Below are 16068 nucleotides of genomic sequence, written 5' to 3'. Positions count from 1 at the left end.
ACCTGCGCACGTACAAGCCGCTTCACCACCAGCACATCCCGGAGATCGCCGGAGACGCTCAGGGGCGCGGGCGCCGCGGACTTGGCGCTCCACTTCGTGCCTGTGAGCGCGCCGCTGTCGCGGGGCATCTTCGTGACGTCGTTCGCGAAGGTGGACGCGTCGGTGCCGAAGGAGGCGATCGCGGAGGCGTTCGCGGCGGCGTACGCGGGGGAGCCTTTCGTGCGCGTGCCGCAGAAGCGGCTGCCCGAGGTCGTCGCGGTGAGCGGCTCCAACTACGCCGAGGTCGCGTTCGAGCACGGCGCGGACACGGCCGGGCTGCGGATCGATGGTGGCTTGCTTCTCCGCGACGGACAACCCTCATCAAGGGCGGCGCCGGGCAGGCCGTTCAGTCGATGAACATCGTGCTCGGGCTCGACGAGAAGACGTCGATCGCGGACCCGGCGGTTTCCCGTGACCGAAGACGATCTCCTCGAGCCGCCGGACGCGCCGTCGTCGCGAACCTCGCGGCGAGGCGTGGCCCCGGGGCTGTACCTGGGAGCTCGGCGAGGTGGCGCCGGGCCGACTGCCCGTGATGCGCGCTCGGCGCCTGGGCGCCCGGTGCCCGTCGTGGTGCACGGCGGCGGTCCCCAGGCGACCGAGCTCCAGAAGGCGCTCGGCCAGAACCCTGAGCATGATCGCCGGGCGGCGCGTCACCGACGAGCCCACCCTCGACGTGATGAAGATGGTCGTGGCGGGCAAGCTCAACGTGGATCTGTGCGCCGCGCTGGTCGCCGCAGGGGCGCTGCCGATCGGGCTCCACGGCGCGAGCGCGTGCGTCGTGCGCGGTCAGAAGCGCCCCGCGGTCGTCGCGGGCGGCGGGCCCGAGCCCATCGATTTCGGGCTCGTGGGCGACGCGTGGTCCGGATGCGGCGAGGAGCTCGTCGCTCCGCTCCTGTCCGGCCGGCTACCGCCCGGTCATCGCGTCTCTCGGCGCGACCGGCGGGGGCAGGTCTTCAACATCAACGCCGACATCGTGGCGAACCGCGTGGCGGTGTTCCTCGACGCGGCCGCGCTCGTGCTCGTGAGCGACGTGCCGGGAGTCCTGGGCGACGTCGAACGATCCGACGCGGATCCGCGGATCACGATGGCGGAGAAGGCCGCGCTCATCAGCGGCGGCACGGTCACGAAGGGGATGATCGTGAAGCTCGAGGAGTCGTTCTCCGCGCTCGTGGCCGGCGTGCGGCGCATCCACGTCGTAGGGCGGCTCGCGCCCACCGATCTGTTCCGCGAGATCGAGACACCAGGCTCGGTGGGCACCGTGCTCTCCGAGGCGTGAGTGACGCTCAGCGGGAGCGCTCGGCGAGCGCCGCGCGGAGCCTCGCGAGCTCGGCCTCTGCGGCGTCCGCGCGCGCACGCTCGTCGTCGGCGCGCGCCGTTGCTTCGTCGGCGCGCCCCTTCGCTTCCTCGGCGCGAGGCCTTCGCTTCGTCGGCGCGTGCCCGCTCGCGCGCGTCGGGGGTCGCTTTGAGCACTCTCGCCCCGCCGCGTCGTCGGCGCAGGGCGCAGCGCCGCTCTCGGGCGCTGGAGCGCGGGGCGCCCCTCGGCCAGGTACGGCGCGACCACGAACCAGGGCTGCCCAGCACCGCCGGCACGCTGTGTGCGCTCGTTCAGGACCACGCGCCTTCGACCAGATCGCCTTCACCGACTCCCACGCCCGGATGCGCTCGCCCTCCTTCGCGTCCACGTCGAACGTCACGACCTCCAGCACGCCCATCGCCGCGAACCGCTCGAGCTTCTGCGGAGCGTGAGCTTCTCCTCCGTGTCACTCGGGCTCAAAATCTCCACGCACAGCTCCGGCGCGCCCTTCTGCCAGGTCTTCCACGACGTGATCGACTCGCCGGGCACGCCCAGCTTCACGAACCCGTCCGGCGCGCACTTCCGACGAGGGCTCGTCAGTGCTCCCCATCATGCCCACCGCTCAGCGCCAGGCTCAAGCGAGGCCTTTGCAGCGCTCGTGCCGTAAGCGTGAAGCGGCGCGATTCGCGGGGGCGACGAAGCCGGGTGGGTGCCGTCACGGACGTCGCGAGGCGTGTCCGCGGCCGAACGATTCCGGTCGAGGCGCGCGAACGAGGTGTCCTCGCGCGATGGGCCCTTCCGGAGGTGCTTCACGCCCCCACCAAGGCTGACGAGACCGGTGCGAACTGCACGATATCTCGCGCCGCGACTCTGGAGGGCCGAGCTTCCGCCTCACTTCTTCGCGCCCGCGCTGCCGCCGCGCTCGCCGAGGCGCTCGCCTTGACGTCGACCGAGACGCCCACGTTCCGCCTCCGATGCTCGCGCGCGTCGACGCCCTGAAGGGAGCCGCGAAGCAGTTCGTGAGGCGACCCGTGACCATCGCGCCCTGGGCCGCGCCCGCGCTGGCCGCGATGTCCTTGATGCTCGCCTGAACGCCCTCGACGGCGGCCTTGCCGCTCAGCGCGACCTTGGGCGCGGGAGTGTGGCGGGCCGACGGCGAAAAGGAGACGATGGGGAGGTTCTTCTCGATGGTGGCCTTGAAGTCCGCCGCCGCCTTCGCGTCCGCCGCGCCAGTGACCGCCAGACCTGCGCGGGCTGCATCTCGGCCTTGGCGGACACCTTGGCGCGTCGGACTGGCCTTGCACTCCGCGCTCATCTCCAAGTGGCTTGACCTCGCGGTGCACTTCGGCGCCTTCATCTCGGCCCGAGCATCGAGCCGCCGCAGTGCACCTTCGCACTTCGGGCGGCCGCCTTGAGCTTGCAGCTGCCGCCGCACGTTCCCTCACCCGCCCCCCACGCTCGCGTCGCACTTGCCGTCGCGGGTGCCCGCGCACGCCGCGCCCTTCTCGAGTCCTGCCGTGCCGTACCGCTGCAGTTGCCGGAGCAGCTTCGCCTTCGTGGCCGCCTCATGCCGCCGCGCACTCGCCGTCGCTGGCGCCCGCCTCGGCCGAGATCTTGAACTCCTTGGCGAAGTCGAGGCTCGTGAGGGCCTCGACCGTGAGGTCGGGGCAGCTCCCCGCGGCGGCGATATCGCCGAGAGGCCCGGGGACCTTCGGGATGGCGCCGCAGTCCATGAGCAGCGGGCTCAAGATCATCCCGAACACGATGGGCAAAGAAAGTGTGCGCCCGAGCTTCATTGAATCCTCTTTCATCGCGCGGCCGACCCTGGCCACAGCATTTGAACGGGCGGTCTAGCATGGCGCGCGCTCGCGTTGAAAGGGCCGACTCGCGCCCCCCATGAAGAGACGCCCACGCTCCCCCTCCTGGGGCCCCGGGGACTATTGACTTTCGTTCAATAGAACCTACCCTGACGCCCATGAGCGAGCCGACGCCACTCCCCACCCATGAGCACGAGGCGCTTCACCGCCCCGCCTCCGCCGACGAACCGCCCGCCCCGCCGAAGACCGATGGCGCGGGCGCGCGCGTCGCGCGGTCGGGCCCGCGACAGCTCGCGGTGCTCATCCTCGGCTCGGGGTTCTCGGGGCTCGGCCTCGCCATGCAGCTGAAGGCGGCCGGCATCCACGACTTTCTGGTGCTCGAGCGCGCGGCGCGGCTCGGTGGGACGTGGCGCGACAACCACTACCCGGGGTGCGCGTGCGACGTGCCCTCGCACCTCTACTCGTTCGCCTCGGAGCCGAACCCGCGGTGGAGCCGCGCGTACTCTCCGCACGACGAGATCCTCCGCTACCTCGAGGGCTGCGCCGAGCGCCACGGGCTCGGGCCCCACCTCCGGTTTGGCCAGGAGGCGCGCACGGCCACATGGGACGAGGAGGGGCAGCGCTGGGAGGTGGTCACCGCCGCGGGCGACACCTTCCACGCCCGCGTGCTCGTCTCGGGGATCGGCGCGCTCAGCAACCCCACGTACGCGAAGGTGCCGGGCCTCGAGTCCTTCGAGGGCAAGCAGTTTCACTCGGCGACGTGGGACCACGACTACCCGCTGGAGGGCAAGCGCGTGGGCGTCATCGGCACGGGCGCGAGCGCCATCCAGTTCATCCCGCAGATCCAGCCCCGCGTGAGCCACCTCACCGTGTTTCAGCGCACGCCGCCGTGGATCTTGCCGAAACCCGACCGGGCCTTCTCGGAGCTCGAGAAGGTCGCGCTCGAGCGCATCCCTCCCCTGCGCCGGCTCTACCGCGAGGCCATCTACTGGCGCGCCGAGGGCCGCGCGGTGCTCTTCACGCGGGCGCCCTCGCTGATGAAGCTCGCCGCCGCGCTCGGCCGGCGCCACATCCGCAAGAGCTTGCGGAGCCCGCGCCTGCGCGAGATCGTCACGCCGCGGTACGTCCCCGGGTGCAAGCGCATCCTCGTGTCGAATGATTATTACCCCGCGCTCGAGCAAGCCAACGTGGAGGTGGTGACCGACGCGCTCGCCGAGGTCACGCGCACCGGGGTGCGGCTCGCGTCAGGCCGCCCGATCGCCCTCGACGCGCTCATCCACGGCACGGGGTTCACCGTGCAGTCGGCGCTTGGCAGCTTGACCGTGCACGGGCGTGACGGGCGCGAGCTCGGCGCCCAGTGGCGGGCGGACACCTCCGCGTACCGCGGCACCACGGTCGCGGGATATCCGAATCTGTTCACGCTCCTCGGCCCGAACACCGCGCTCGGTCACAGCTCGGTCGTGCTGATGATCGAGGCGCAACTTCGGTATGTGATGTCGTGCCTCGACCACATGGCCCGAGCGGGCGTGACGAGCGTCGACGTGCGACCGGAGGTGCAGCGCGACTACAACGACGCGCTGCAAGATGCGCTCGGCCGCACCGTGTGGGCCTCGGGCTGCGAGAGCTGGTATCTCGACGCGCGCGGCAAGAACACCACGATTTACCCGGGGTTCACGTTCACGTTTCGGCGCGAGACGGCCACGTTTCGCCCCGAAGAGTACGCGGTGAGACGCGGAGTGGCCGCGATCGCGTGAGCGTGCTGGAGGCGTGTCCCGACTCGTCGTGCACGACGGGCCGGGCGGTCCCGCTCAGACCCCGACCGGGTGCCAGACGGTCTTGGTCTCGAGGGTGCGCTCGATGTAGCCGAGCCCCTGCCCGCGGCGGGTGTCGTACCAGAACGCCTCGTCGGGCAGCTCGCGGGTCTTCACGCGCTTGACGCTGCTCGCCGCGTCGCGCTCCAGCGAGGCGCGGAGCGCGGCGTCGGAGCTCCACACGTCGAGCGCGACCACCTCGCGGTGCTTCGCGAGGATGGGGCCGAGCTCGTCGGCGTACCCGGTGAGCACGTTGACCACGCCCCCGGGCAAATCGCTGGTGGCGAGGCACTCGGTGAGCACCACCGCGGTGCGGGGGTCGACGTCGCTCGCGACGACGACGCAGCTGTTGCCGCCCGTGATGACCGGAAGGATCACCGACACGAGCCCGAGCAGCGCGGGCGTGCGGGGCGCGAGCACGCCGACGACGCCCATCGCCTCCGGGAGGCTGAAGCCGAAATGAGGACCGCTCACCGGGTTGTGCGAGGCCACCAGCGCGGAGACCTTGTCGGCGAAGCCGGCGTAGAACACCGCGCGGTCGACCGTGGCGGCGACCTCGCGGGCCGCCTCGCGGGCCGTGGCGCCGGCGCGCATCAGCGAGCCCTCGAGCTCCGGCGCGCGCGACTCGAGCACCTCGGCGAGGCGGTAGAGGATCTGCCCGCGGTTGAACGGGGTGCGGGCCTCCCATTTCTCGTAGGCGCCCTTCGCGACGAGGACCGCGTCGCGCACGTCTTTGCGGGAGCCCCGCGGGATGTTGACCCCCGCCGGATCCGCGTCGCCGACGACGCCCTCGGCCGAGGCCACGCGGAAGTACCGCCCGGACTCGGAGCGCACGAAGGCGCCCCCGACGTACATCTTGTAGGCCTTGGTGATGCGGAGGCGCTCGCCCTCGCCGGCCGTCGCGTCGGCGTCGCCGTCGGGGGCCACCTTCACGAGCGGACCTGCGCCCTTCGCTGGCTTCGCGGCGGACTTCGTCTCTTCGGTTTCGGTTCGAATTTTCATGCCTTGCTCCCTTCGGTCGGGCGGCACAGACACGCCGCTCGCCTGCGGCTCGCTCGCGGGTTCATGGCGACACCGCCTTCGGCCCGGGCCCGCCATATTCCTTCGTTCGCCCCTTCGCGGGGCTCACTTTCCAGGTTCATGCCTTGCTCCCTTCGGTCGGGCGGCACAGACACGCCGCTCGCCTGTGGCTCGCTTGCAGGTTCTTCATCCGTCGAGCTCCACGTAGGCCGAGAGACCTTGCCGGCCGCCCTCGCGGCCGAAGCCGCTCTCTTTGTAGCCGCCGAAGGGCGACGTGGGGTCGAACTTGTTGAAGGTGTTCGCCCAGACGACGCCGGCCTTGAGGCGCGTCGCCATGGCGAAGATCTTGGCGCCCTTGTCGGTCCAGATGCCCGCGGAGAGGCCGTACATGGTGTTGTTCGCCTTCTCGATCGCCTCGTCGGGCGTGCGGAAGGTCATCACGGTGAGCACCGGCCCGAAGATCTCCTCGCGGGCGATGCGGCTCGACTGGCTGGCGCCCGTGAAGAACGTGGGCGGGAAGAAGAAGCCCTTCGACGGGATCGCGCAGGTGCTCTGCACCATGTGCGCCCCCTCCTCCGAGCCGCTCGCCACGAGCGCCCGGATCTTGTCGAGCTGCATCTTCGAGTTGATGGCGCCGACGTCGGTGTTCTTGTCGAGCGGATCGCCGAGCCGCAGGGTCTTGATGCGGTCGCCGAGCTTGCGAACGACGACGTCGTGGACGCTCTCTTCGACGAGCAGGCGGGAGCCGGCGCAGCACACGTGGCCCTGGTTGAAGTAAATGCCGTTGACGATCCCCTCGATAGCCTGGTCGATCGGCGCGTCGGCGAAGACGATGTTCGCGGCCTTGCCCCCGAGCTCGAGCGTGAGGCGCTTCTTCGTGCCGGCGATGGCCGCCTGGATGCGCTTGCCGACGGCCGTGCTGCCTGTGAACGCGACCTTGTCGACGCCCGCGTGCTCGACGAGCGCGGCGCCCGTAGCGCCCGCCCCCGTCACGATGTTCACCACGCCCTCGGGGAGCTCGCACTCCTCGAGGATGCGCGCGAGCAGGAGCGCGGTGAGCGGCGTGGTCTCGGCCGGCTTCAGGACGACGGTGTTGCCGCACGCGAGCGCGGGCGCGAGCTTCCACGCGGCCATGAGCAGCGGGAAGTTCCAGGGGATGACCTGGCCCGCGACGCCGAGCGGCCGCGCCTTGCGGCCGTGGAAGGCGTAGTCGAGCTTGTCGGCCCAGCCCGCGTGATAGAAGAAGTGGGCCGCCGCGAGCGGGATGTCGACGTCGCGCGACTCCTTGATCGGCTTGCCGCCGTCCATCGTCTCGACGATCGCGAGCTCGCGCGCCTTCTCCTGAATCGCGCGCGCGATACGGAAGATGTATTTCGCGCGCTCCTCGGGGCGCATCTTCGACCACACGGTGTCGTAGGCGCGCCGCGCCGCGGCGACCGCGAGGTCGACGTCCTCGGCGTTGGCCTCCGCCACCTCCGCGAGCGTCTCTTCGGTGCTCGGGCTGATGGTGGGGAAATAGCGGCCGCTCTTGGGCGCCACCCATTTGCCGCCGATGAAGAGCTCGTAGCGGCTCTGCAGGCGCACGTGATCGGTCGACTCGAGCGAGGGCGCGTACTCCCACGCCTTGCCGAAATCGAGGGCCAGATCCCGCGCGCTCGCGCGCTCGAGCCCGCGCTCAGGCTCGGATTGGCTACGCTCCGCCTTGTCGCCGGTCACGCTCTTCATGCTCACTGGGTACGCTCCATCGCGCTACGCGTTCGAGGCCTCGCGGCCGTGGGGGCTCCCGACGTCCCGGGGCAGCCGAATCGTCTCTTGAGTCCGCGGTCTCGGGCTCAGTCTTTCGAGAAGTCCTCGGCGGCCTGGTAGTTGCCAGTCCGCTCCTTCTCCAGCTGCATGAGCACGTCGTTCAGGAGCGCGCTCGCGCCGAAGCGGAACAGGGTGGGGTCGAGCCACGCGTCGCCGAGGGTCTCTTTCACCACCACCAGATACTGGAGCGACTGCTTCGCGGTGCGGACGCCACCCGCCGGCTTCATGCCGATCTTCTGGCCGGTCGCGTAGTAGTGATCGCGAATGGTCTCGAGCATCACCAGCGTGACCCCGAGGGTGGCGGCCGGCTGGACCTTGCCGGTGGAGGTCTTGATGAAGTCGCCGCCCGCGGCGATGCCGATCTCGCTCGCCTTGCGCACCATGTCGTAGGTGCCAAGCTCGCCGGTCTCGAGGATGACCTTGAGGTGCGCGGGACCGCAGGCGTCCTTCGTGCGCGCGATCTCGTCGAACACCTTGCCGTAGTCGCCCGCGAGCATGGCGCCACGGTCGATGACCATGTCGATCTCGTCGGCGCCGAACTCGACCGCGCGGCGCACGTCGTCGAGCTTCACCTCGATGGGGGAGAGGCCGCTCGGGAAGGCGGTCGCCACGCTGGCGACGAGCACCCCCGAGTCCCCGAGGGCCGCCTTCGCGACGCGCACCATGTTCGGGTAGACGCAGATGGCGGCGCACGGACCGAGGCTCGGGTCGGAGTCGAGCGGGCGCATCGCTTTGTTGCAGAGCGCACGCACCTTGCCGGGCGTGTCTTTGCCCTCGAGGGTGGTGAGGTCCATCATTCGAATGGCCAGCTTCAGCCCGGCGACCTTCGCCCCCTTCTTGAGAGAGCGCTTCGCCAGCGACGCGACGCGCTCCTCGACCGCGACCTGATCCACCGGGGGCGGCGCGAAGAGCGGGTTGTGGCGCGCGGCGCGCGGGGCGTCCGCGGCGTAGGCAGCGAGCGCGGATCTCTCGGGAGCTTGACCGTTCGATTTCACGCCGGGAACGTACCATGGCCACGCCGCGCGCATCTACAAACGGGATCGAGCTGCGACGGGGCGGTTTCGCCTCGCCTACTCGGCGGAGCTTCCCGCCGAGCCGGCCGGGTCGACCGCCGTCCCGCAGGCATCGCTCGAAGAGGCGGGCGTCGGCGGTCGGAGCAGCGCGCCCCACCCCGCGATCGCCTCGGCGACGGCGCGGAAGCCCTTGCCCGCCGGCGTGAGCTGGTACTCCACGCGGTGCGGTGGACCGGGGAGCACCCGCCGCTCGACCAGACCCGCCGCCTCGAGCTCCTTCAACCGCAGCGAGAGCATGCGATCGCCGATCGCGCGGAGGCGCTCGCCGATCTCGCCGAAGCGCAGAGGGCCCCCCTCGAGCGTGGCGATGACGAGCCCGTTCCAGGGGCGCGCGAGGATGTCCATCGCGGCTTGAAACATGGGACAGAGGTGGTCGCAGCTCCGCTTCATCGCGCCACAAACACTATGCGACGCGCGGCCGAAAAGGGAAGGTCACGGGCCGAGGCGCGCGCCGACGACGCGCTCCCCGCGCCCGTCAGCGCTTCGTCGCTTCGTCGGTTCGTCGTCGCCGATTTTGGCCGCGGTCGGGCCGCCCGACCGAGTCTGACCGTGCGTGAGCTTGCTGCGCGTCACGCAATCCCCCCGTCTCCCCGGAGAATACGGTCGACGCGTCGAGCGATGAAGCGCGGGCCAGAAACACGACGAGGCCCGACCTCCGGGAGGAGATCGAGCCACTGTGCGTGAGCGGAGTGGAGCGCGGGGCTCAGGCCTTCGGCGGGGCGGCGTCCATCTTCGCCCGCTTGCGGCGACGACGGGCGGCCTCGGCCTGCTTCTTGCGGCGCTTCACGCTCGGCTTCATGTAGTGGCGGCGCATCTTGAGCTCACGGAGCACACCCTCGGAGGCGAGCTTGCGCTTGAGCATCTTGATGGCGCGCTCGATTCCGCGGTCGCTCACGACCACCTCGAGCGGCTTGCACTGAATCGCGTCACTCGGCATCTTGCGGGGATCCTTCAAAAGGAAAGAGAGAGGGGGAGCCACGCTCCCTGACGGAGGGCGGGAGTTATCACGGGAAGGAACCCGATGCCAACGGTGTTTCTACAAAGATTCGTTTCGACCGCGGTCGATCCGTGAGAATCATCCCCGCCGCCCGCGCATCCCCTTACGTCGCTCAGCCTGCTTTGCCTCATGAATCCCGCGCAGACGCCCCCGTACCCGCCCCCGCCGTGCCCGCCTCACGTCCAAGGTGACCCCGCGCGGGAGAGCGCCGCCGGGCGCCATGGCGCCTGATCTCGCGCCGGGTACGGCCGTCGGGCCCTACCTCGTGGAGGCGCTCCTCGGGCGCGGTGGCATGGGCGTCGTGTACAGCGCCACCGACGCGCGCCTCGAGCGGCGGATCGCGCTCAAGGTGGTCGCGAAGAGCGACGGCGACGACCGCGAAGGCTACGAGGGCCGCTTCGTCCGCGAGGCGCGCGCGGTCGCGGCGTTGAATCACCCGAACGTCGTCGCGATCTTCGACGTGGGCGAGACGCCAGAGCTCCTGTATTTCGCGATGGAATACGTCGACGGGCAGAACCTGCGGGCCAAGATCGGCGCGCGCGACGTCTCGCTCGAGGAGCGGCTCCGTTGGCTCACCGACGTGGCCCGGGCGCTCCACGCCGCGCACCAGGCCGGCGTGGTCCATCGGGACGTGAAGCCCGAGAACGTCATGATCCGGGCGGACGGGCTCGTGAAGGTGCTGGACTTCGGGATCGCGCGCCGCACCGTGGCGATCGCGCCGGGGGTCGAGCACGTCACCGGGGACGACCACGTCACGGGCACGCCGCTCTACATGGCCCCGGAGCAGCTCCGCGGGGAGGCGCTCGACGCGCGCAGCGACCAGTTCGCCTGGGGCATCGTCGCGTACGAGCTGCTCTCGGGCGTGCGCCCATTCTCTGATGCGACGGAGGGCTACGCGCTCGTCGCCTCGATCCTCACCGACATCGCCACGCCGCTGCGTGAGCGAGCGCCCGACGTGCCGGAGCAGGTCGCGATCGTCGTGCACACCGCGCTCGCCAAGGCCCCCGAGCGTCGCCTCCCGTCGATGGGCGAGGTGGCCAGCGAGCTCGCGGCGCACGGCGGGCAGCGCTCGACCCGGCCCACGTCATGGTCCGGCGCGCAGGCCGTGATCGACGGGCAACGGCACGAGCCCGCGGCGTTCGCCGAGACGACCCGCGTGCCCACCACCCAAGACGCCTCGGCGCGCGCGCCGGAGGTGCCCCCTAAGCCACGCCGCAAGATGGCGATAGGACTAGGCATTTCGCTCGTCCTCGCGTTCGTCGCCGCGCTCGTCGTCTCGCGACGGCCGCGCCCCGCGCGCCCCCTCCCCGAGCGCGCCCTCTGCGCCGTCCCGGAGGCTCACGCGGAGCTCAAGGCGGCCCGCGTGCACCTGCGCGACGGCGCCGAGTCCGAGGCCGTCCGCGAGCTTCGTCGTGCCGTGGAGCTCGACGACGAGTGCGGCGCGGCCCACCTCGAGCTCGCCCTGCGGCTCGCGCCGCACGATCCCCAAGAGGGCCTCCGGCACTACCGCAGCGCGTTCCACACGCGTGAGCGGCTCACGGGCCGGGACCTCGCCGTACTCGACGCGAGCGAGCCGTTCGTCCGCGCGCGCCCCGACCTGGCCGAGTGGGAGACGCGCCTCACCGGGGCGGTGTACCAACACCCCAAAGACGCCGAGCTCCGCGTCTGGCTCGGGACGGCCCGCGCTCGCCAGCTCGACCTCGAGGGGGCCAAGGCCGCGTTCGAAGCGGCGACCCGGCTCGACGTGGGCTACGCGCCCGCGTGGGCCGGCCTCGCGTCGGTCGAGCACCGCCTGGGCGATCGCACCGCCGCGCTGGGCGCGGTCGCCGCGTGCCTCGAGCGATCCCCGGTCGCGAGCGTGTGCCTCGGCACGCGCTACGAGCTCCGCGCGACCGCGGGCGAGTGCAGCCAAGCCCGCGACGACGCGATGGCGTGGACGGGGCTCGACCCGTCGTCCCCCGATCCCCAGCGCGCGCTGGCGGCGGCGCTCTTCGCGGTGGACGCGCCACGCCCCGCCGTCGAGGCCGCGCTGCTCCGGCGCTGGACCCTCCTGCCGCCACCCGAACGGCACCTCGAGACGCTCGACCGACTCGACCTCGCCATCGTCGACGGGAGGTTCGGGGAGGGCCTCGCGCTCGCCGACACCCTGGAGCGCGCCCTGCCCCCGGACGCGGATCTCACCGAGCACGCGGCGGTCGCCATGACGCGCGTGACCCTGCTGACCGAGACGGGCGACCCCAAAGGCGCGGGCGGCGTGGCGAAGTCGTTCCGCGATCGCATGCTCGCCTACGCCCCCAACCGCCTCGCGCCCGACCCGAGCATAGGCTTCATCGAGCCCATGTTCCGCGCCGGAATCCTGAGCAGCGCCGACCTCGAGCGGCTCCGCGCCACCTGGCAGGCGGACGAGATCGTGCGGACTCGCGCGACCGACCCGGGCGTGCTCAGCCAGCAGCGCGCGCGCCTCGCCTGGCTCCGCTGGGCGCTCGTGTACGGCTCGTTCGCCGAGACCCGCGAGGAGGCCGTCGCCGCGAAGGCGCTCATGCCCACGATCTCGGAGCCCCCCCTCGCCCAGCGCTCGCTGCGGTTCGACTTCGCCGCAGGAAAGGTGCTGGCGCTCTCCGGCGACACGAGCCACGCCGTCGATCACCTAAGGAGGGTGACCGACGCCTGCTTCGGGCTCTCCGAGCCGCAGCTCCGCGTGCGAGCGCACTACTACCTTGGGCTCGCGATGGAAGGGAGTGGCGACAAAGCCGGCGCCGCCAAAGCCTACCGCTTCGTCGTGACCCAGTGGGGTGACGCGCGCCCCCGCTCCGTGACCGCCGAGAAAGCGAAGGCCCGACTCTCCGCGATGGGAGGCCGGGCCAAAGAGTGAGCACTTGCCTCGAGTGGTCGAACCACGAGCAGGGCGGGGGCGAGCAGGGCGTGGCGCGGCTGGCTCCGCCCCAATCTCGCCGCGTCGCCTTACTTCTTCTTGCCGCCGCCCTTGGCGAAATACACCGTCGCGCGCTTCTCGCCCTCTTTGCTCAGGCGCTTGGACTTGAGGCCCTCGGCGAGGGGGCGCGGCATCTCGTTCGACGCGAGGCCGAGCTCGGCGCGGATGTCCTCCGAGCGGAGGCCGTCGGGCTTGCGCTGGAGGAGCGCCACGATCGAGTCGACGACGCCCTGAATGTCCTCGGGCGAGCGGCGCGTGAGGCGGCGACGCGGGGCCTTGCGGTTGCCCTTGGGGGCAGCGGCGGGCGCGGCGGCAGGGGCGGCGACGGGAGCGGCGGCTGCCGGGGCCTTGGCGGCCTTGGCGGCCTTGGCGGCCTTCGCGCGCCCGGCGGGGGCCTTGGCGGCCTTGGCGGCCTTGGCGGGCTTCGCGGCGGGCGCGGTCTGCCCCACGAGCTCGTCGAGAGACGCGCTCCGAATCGCTCGCAGTACCGCCGAGGCGAACTCGGTCGAGAGGCTTTCCAACGTGCTCTTGAGTGTGCTCATTCTCGTTCTTTTCCTTTTGGCTCTGCGCGGGCGCGCGCAGGTCGTGGCCGTGCCGAAGGAGGGACTCGAACCCTCACGAGGGGTTGCCTCGGCGGATTTTGAATCCGCTGCGTCTGCCATTCCGCCACTTCGGCCGTGCGCGCGATACGCGGGTACGCGGGTACGCGACTACGCGATTACGCGACTCGTCGTCGCGATAGACCTATTGACACATGGCCTATGCCGAACGCAATACCCAAATAAGGAAAATTAGTAGCGCGACCGTCACCACCAGCCCGGCGACCGCGGCGATCACGCGTCGCGGCGCCCGAGCGCTCGCCGCCTGCTCGAGGTGGGTCTCGAGGTGGGTATTGGGCGGTCGAGGTGGGTAGGACGAAGACGCGCCCGAGCGCTCCGACGCGGGCAGGGCCGGGCCGGAGAAGCCCGGGGGCGGCGCCGCGAGCCAGAGGTCGACCTTCGGCGGGGGGGGCAGACTGGGCATGTTCTGCATCAGGAGCGAGGTGTCCTCGGTCTGAAGGGGCGGCGGCGCGGAGGCCCGACTCGCCCGGTTCGTGCGGTCGAACCAGTCCACCGCGTGCTGCTGCTCGGCGGCGAACAGGACCTGCATGACCTCGGCGACGGAGTCGCGCCCGACGCCCTGGCCGCAGTCGCGCACGAACACGTCGAGGTCGGTCGCGAGCGCCTGCGCGCTGCCGTATCGATGCTCTCGTTCTCGGGCGAGGCACTTCGACACGATGGCCCACAACCTCGGCGGATACCCGTCCACGAGGGTGGTGGCGTCGGGGACCTCGCAGCGATTCACCCTCATGAGGGTGTCGATATCGTCGCGCCCTTTGAAGAGGCGGCGGTCGACGGTGACCTCCCAGAGAGCCACGCCGAGCGCGAAAATGTCGGCCCGACGGTCGAGCTTGGCCCCGGTCACCTGCTCCGGCGCGAGATACGAGAGCTTGCCCTTCAAGACGCCAGCGGCCGTCTGCGACACGCGATTGGCGGCCTTGGCGAGACCAAAGTCGATAACCTTCACGTCACCCTCGTAGGTGACGAACAGGTTCGACTGGTTCACGTCCCTGTGCACGAGGTCGAGCGACGAGCCGTCGTCCCCCCGGAGCTCGTGGGCATGGTGGAGCCCGTCGGCCGCCCGCGCCGCGATCCAGGCCGCAAGATCGTAGCGCAGGCGAAGCCCGCGCTCGCGGCAGGACTGCCACACCTTCCACAACGACTGCCCCGACAGGACCTCCATGGCGAGGAAGAGGCGCCCGTCCACCGCGCCCGACTCCTCGACCCGTACGACGTTGGGGTGGAGCATTTTGGTCGCGACCCGCGCCTCGTCGGCGAACATGTGGGCGAACTCGGGGTTGAGCGCGAACTCCTCGCGTATGACCTTGAGCGCGACGGGCAGCAGCCGGCCGTCGGGCCCCTCTCGGTGGGCGAGATACACGTTGGCCATTCCCCCTTCGCCAATCTGGGCGACGACCGCATAGGGTCCGATGTTCTTGGGAAGGTCGGGGGAGGAGGAGGACATCGCAAAGGGCCGGCGCGGACAAGCCGAGCCGCATGCTATCAAAGAATGGGTCGCGGTGGAGAGCCGGTGTAACCTCTCCCGCATGCCGTGCTCCGCGCTCCCCGCCGCGTCCCCCGCTGCCCTCGCCGCGCGTGCTCCCCACGCCGCGCGCTCCCCCGTGGCGTCGATCGTCGCGCCCGTCATCGCAGCTGCCCTCTGCTTGAGCTCATCGGGCTGCAAAGACCACGCGAAGGAGAGCGAGGCGCGGGCCCGCGAGCACGCCCAGGAGCTCGCGACCTTGGTCGAGAAGGATGTGGCGGAGGTGGAGCGGGGCCTCCCCGAGGGGGCGAAGCGGCTCGCCACGATCTTCGCCAAGGAGGAGCCGAACAAGAACCTCCCCGCCGTGCGCGCGGGGCTGCAGAAGGTGCGTCGCGACGTGCCCGACCTGCTCCTCGCCAAGTCGACCTTCTTCGCGCTCGCCGACGAAGCGGGGATCGCGATTCGGAACGATCTCGAGCAGGACGCCATGGCGGGCCAGAACCTCTTCGGGATTTTCCCCGGCCTCGCCGGGGGGAAGAGCGGCTACGTGTCGACGACTGGCGCGTTCCCGGGCCCCCCGGGGAAGGCGGGGCCCGACAAGGACTGGCTGGCGGCGACCCCCGTAAAGCGGACCGACGGCTCGACGCTGGGCGTGTTCGTGACCGGGTGGACGTTCCGGCGTTTCGCGCTGCATCTCTCGGAGACGCTCAAGCACGATCTCCAAGAGCGGCTGATGGCGAGCGACCAGAAGGGCAAGATGCCGGTGCTCTACGTGGGTGTCTTCGACAAGTCGGGCGTCTACGGCGCGCCACAGACCCCGAGCACGAACGAGAAGGCGCTGGCCGACATCGACCTCGTCGGCAAGACGGCGGCGGGGCCCTCGTCAGGGAGCTTGGTCCTCACCGATCGCCCGTTCGGCTGGGCGGCCGTCCGAACCCCCAAGCTCGGCGCGGACGTCGGCGTCTTCGTCCTTCGAAGCGAGATCTAGCGGCGCGGGTGCGGCGCGCCCGAGGCGCCCGAAGGTGTGGAGGCCGACGAGCGCGACGAGCCACCCCGCCAACGTCAGCCCACCGCCCACGACGCGATGCACAGTGCCCGCGATCAGCACCCCGGCGAAGCTACCGCAGGCGCCGGCGACGAGCCACGCGCGGGCGCGGACCTCGGCTCGGGCAGAATTCATCCACGCGACGGTAGCCG

General features: G+C 71.0%; 14 protein-coding genes and 1 tRNA gene. 5 read left to right on the top strand and 10 right to left on the bottom strand.

The annotated features are described in order from the left end of the window. Window positions 1-102 precede the first annotated feature (102 nt). Window positions 103-396, top strand: a complete 294-nt coding sequence (locus tag IPQ09_21520; protein ID MBL0196753.1) for a hypothetical protein — start codon at window positions 103-105, stop codon at window positions 394-396. Between the two features lie 274 nt (window positions 397-670). Beyond that, window positions 671-1315, top strand: coding sequence for an acetylglutamate kinase (locus IPQ09_21515; GenBank protein MBL0196752.1), 645 nt, complete (start codon window positions 671-673; stop codon window positions 1313-1315). A gap of 414 nt (window positions 1316-1729) precedes the next feature. On the opposite strand, the gene IPQ09_21510 is transcribed toward IPQ09_21515, so the two are convergent. Next, complete coding sequence (locus IPQ09_21510) at window positions 1730-1894, bottom strand: hypothetical protein (protein MBL0196751.1); 165 nt, start codon at window positions 1892-1894, stop codon at window positions 1730-1732. A gap of 1004 nt (window positions 1895-2898) precedes the next feature. Continuing rightward, the gene (locus IPQ09_21505) at window positions 2899-3129 is read right to left on the bottom strand and encodes a hypothetical protein (GenBank protein MBL0196750.1); all 231 of its coding nucleotides are present in this window, start codon (window positions 3127-3129) and stop codon (window positions 2899-2901) included. Window positions 3130-3308: 179 nt separating this feature from the next. Here IPQ09_21505 and IPQ09_21500 point away from each other — a divergent pair, with 179 nt between their 5' ends. Continuing rightward, window positions 3309-4904 carry an NAD(P)/FAD-dependent oxidoreductase gene (locus tag IPQ09_21500; protein MBL0196749.1) on the top strand — a complete coding sequence of 532 codons (1596 nt, stop codon included), beginning with the start codon at window positions 3309-3311 and terminating at the stop codon, window positions 4902-4904. Window positions 4905-4958: 54 nt separating this feature from the next. On the opposite strand, the gene IPQ09_21495 is transcribed toward IPQ09_21500, so the two are convergent. The 5 genes from IPQ09_21495 to IPQ09_21475 all read right to left on the bottom strand — a co-directional run bounded on the left by IPQ09_21495 (window position 4959) and on the right by IPQ09_21475 (window position 9797). Then, window positions 4959-5816 carry an aldehyde dehydrogenase family protein gene (locus tag IPQ09_21495; GenBank protein ID MBL0196748.1) on the bottom strand — a complete coding sequence of 286 codons (858 nt, stop codon included), beginning with the start codon at window positions 5814-5816 and terminating at the stop codon, window positions 4959-4961. Window positions 5817-6167: 351 nt separating this feature from the next. Then, a complete protein-coding gene (locus tag IPQ09_21490; protein ID MBL0196747.1) occupies window positions 6168-7706 on the bottom strand; it encodes an aldehyde dehydrogenase family protein in 1539 nt (512 codons plus the stop codon). Between the two features lie 107 nt (window positions 7707-7813). Further along, window positions 7814-8815 (bottom strand): deoxyribose-phosphate aldolase, encoded by a 1002-nt coding sequence (gene deoC, locus IPQ09_21485; GenBank protein MBL0196746.1) that lies wholly within the window; start codon window positions 8813-8815, stop codon window positions 7814-7816. A gap of 42 nt (window positions 8816-8857) precedes the next feature. Further along, entirely contained in the window at window positions 8858-9250 is a 393-nt protein-coding gene (locus tag IPQ09_21480) for a helix-turn-helix transcriptional regulator (GenBank protein MBL0196745.1), read from the bottom strand. 313 nt (window positions 9251-9563) lie between these two features. Then, window positions 9564-9797 (bottom strand): 30S ribosomal protein S21, encoded by a 234-nt coding sequence (locus IPQ09_21475; GenBank protein ID MBL0196744.1) that lies wholly within the window; start codon window positions 9795-9797, stop codon window positions 9564-9566. A 280-nt stretch (window positions 9798-10077) separates the two neighbouring features. Between IPQ09_21475 and IPQ09_21470 the strand changes: the two genes are divergently transcribed. Beyond that, window positions 10078-12729: a protein kinase gene (locus IPQ09_21470; protein MBL0196743.1), complete on the top strand. Its 2652-nt coding sequence runs from the start codon at window positions 10078-10080 to the stop codon at window positions 12727-12729. Window positions 12730-12818: 89 nt separating this feature from the next. On the opposite strand, the gene IPQ09_21465 is transcribed toward IPQ09_21470, so the two are convergent. The 3 genes from IPQ09_21465 to IPQ09_21455 form a co-directional block, all read right to left on the bottom strand. After that, entirely contained in the window at window positions 12819-13331 is a 513-nt protein-coding gene (locus tag IPQ09_21465) for a hypothetical protein (protein ID MBL0196742.1), read from the bottom strand. Between the two features lie 50 nt (window positions 13332-13381). After that, window positions 13382-13465: transfer RNA gene (locus tag IPQ09_21460), tRNA-Leu, on the bottom strand. A gap of 83 nt (window positions 13466-13548) precedes the next feature. Further along, window positions 13549-14853, bottom strand: a complete 1305-nt coding sequence (locus tag IPQ09_21455; GenBank protein MBL0196741.1) for a protein kinase — start codon at window positions 14851-14853, stop codon at window positions 13549-13551. 82 nt (window positions 14854-14935) lie between these two features. On the opposite strand from IPQ09_21455, the gene IPQ09_21450 reads away from it, so the two are divergent. Then, window positions 14936-15859: a hypothetical protein gene (locus IPQ09_21450; GenBank protein ID MBL0196740.1), complete on the top strand. Its 924-nt coding sequence runs from the start codon at window positions 14936-14938 to the stop codon at window positions 15857-15859. Window positions 15860-16068 lie beyond the last annotated feature (209 nt).

It is taken from the genome of Myxococcales bacterium, from assembly GCA_016720545.1.
Classification (GTDB): domain Bacteria; phylum Myxococcota_A; class Polyangia; order Polyangiales; family Polyangiaceae; genus JAAFHV01.
The sequence above is the reverse complement of the archived record's forward strand: the minus strand, read 5'-3'. Positions and strand labels throughout refer to the sequence as shown.

What these genes read in the sequence shown, in the direction of transcription:
- IPQ09_21515 (MBL0196752.1), top strand. Translation starts at nt 671, where the DNA reads ATGATCGCCGGGCGGCGCGTCACCGACGAGCCCACCCTCGACGTGATG.
- IPQ09_21505 (MBL0196750.1), bottom strand. Translation starts at nt 3,129, where the DNA reads ATGAAGCTCGGGCGCACACTTTCTTTGCCCATCGTGTTCGGGATGATC.
- IPQ09_21500 (MBL0196749.1), top strand. Translation starts at nt 3,309, where the DNA reads ATGAGCGAGCCGACGCCACTCCCCACCCATGAGCACGAGGCGCTTCAC.
- IPQ09_21495 (MBL0196748.1), bottom strand. Translation starts at nt 5,816, where the DNA reads ATGTACGTCGGGGGCGCCTTCGTGCGCTCCGAGTCCGGGCGGTACTTC.
- IPQ09_21490 (MBL0196747.1), bottom strand. Translation starts at nt 7,706, where the DNA reads ATGAAGAGCGTGACCGGCGACAAGGCGGAGCGTAGCCAATCCGAGCCT.
- deoC (MBL0196746.1), bottom strand. Translation starts at nt 8,815, where the DNA reads ATGCGCGCGGCGTGGCCATGGTACGTTCCCGGCGTGAAATCGAACGGT.
- IPQ09_21480 (MBL0196745.1), bottom strand. Translation starts at nt 9,250, where the DNA reads ATGAAGCGGAGCTGCGACCACCTCTGTCCCATGTTTCAAGCCGCGATG.
- IPQ09_21475 (MBL0196744.1), bottom strand. Translation starts at nt 9,797, where the DNA reads ATGCCGAGTGACGCGATTCAGTGCAAGCCGCTCGAGGTGGTCGTGAGC.
- IPQ09_21470 (MBL0196743.1), top strand. Translation starts at nt 10,078, where the DNA reads ATGGCGCCTGATCTCGCGCCGGGTACGGCCGTCGGGCCCTACCTCGTG.
- IPQ09_21465 (MBL0196742.1), bottom strand. Translation starts at nt 13,331, where the DNA reads ATGAGCACACTCAAGAGCACGTTGGAAAGCCTCTCGACCGAGTTCGCC.
- IPQ09_21455 (MBL0196741.1), bottom strand. Translation starts at nt 14,853, where the DNA reads ATGTCCTCCTCCTCCCCCGACCTTCCCAAGAACATCGGACCCTATGCG.
- IPQ09_21450 (MBL0196740.1), top strand. Translation starts at nt 14,936, where the DNA reads ATGCCGTGCTCCGCGCTCCCCGCCGCGTCCCCCGCTGCCCTCGCCGCG.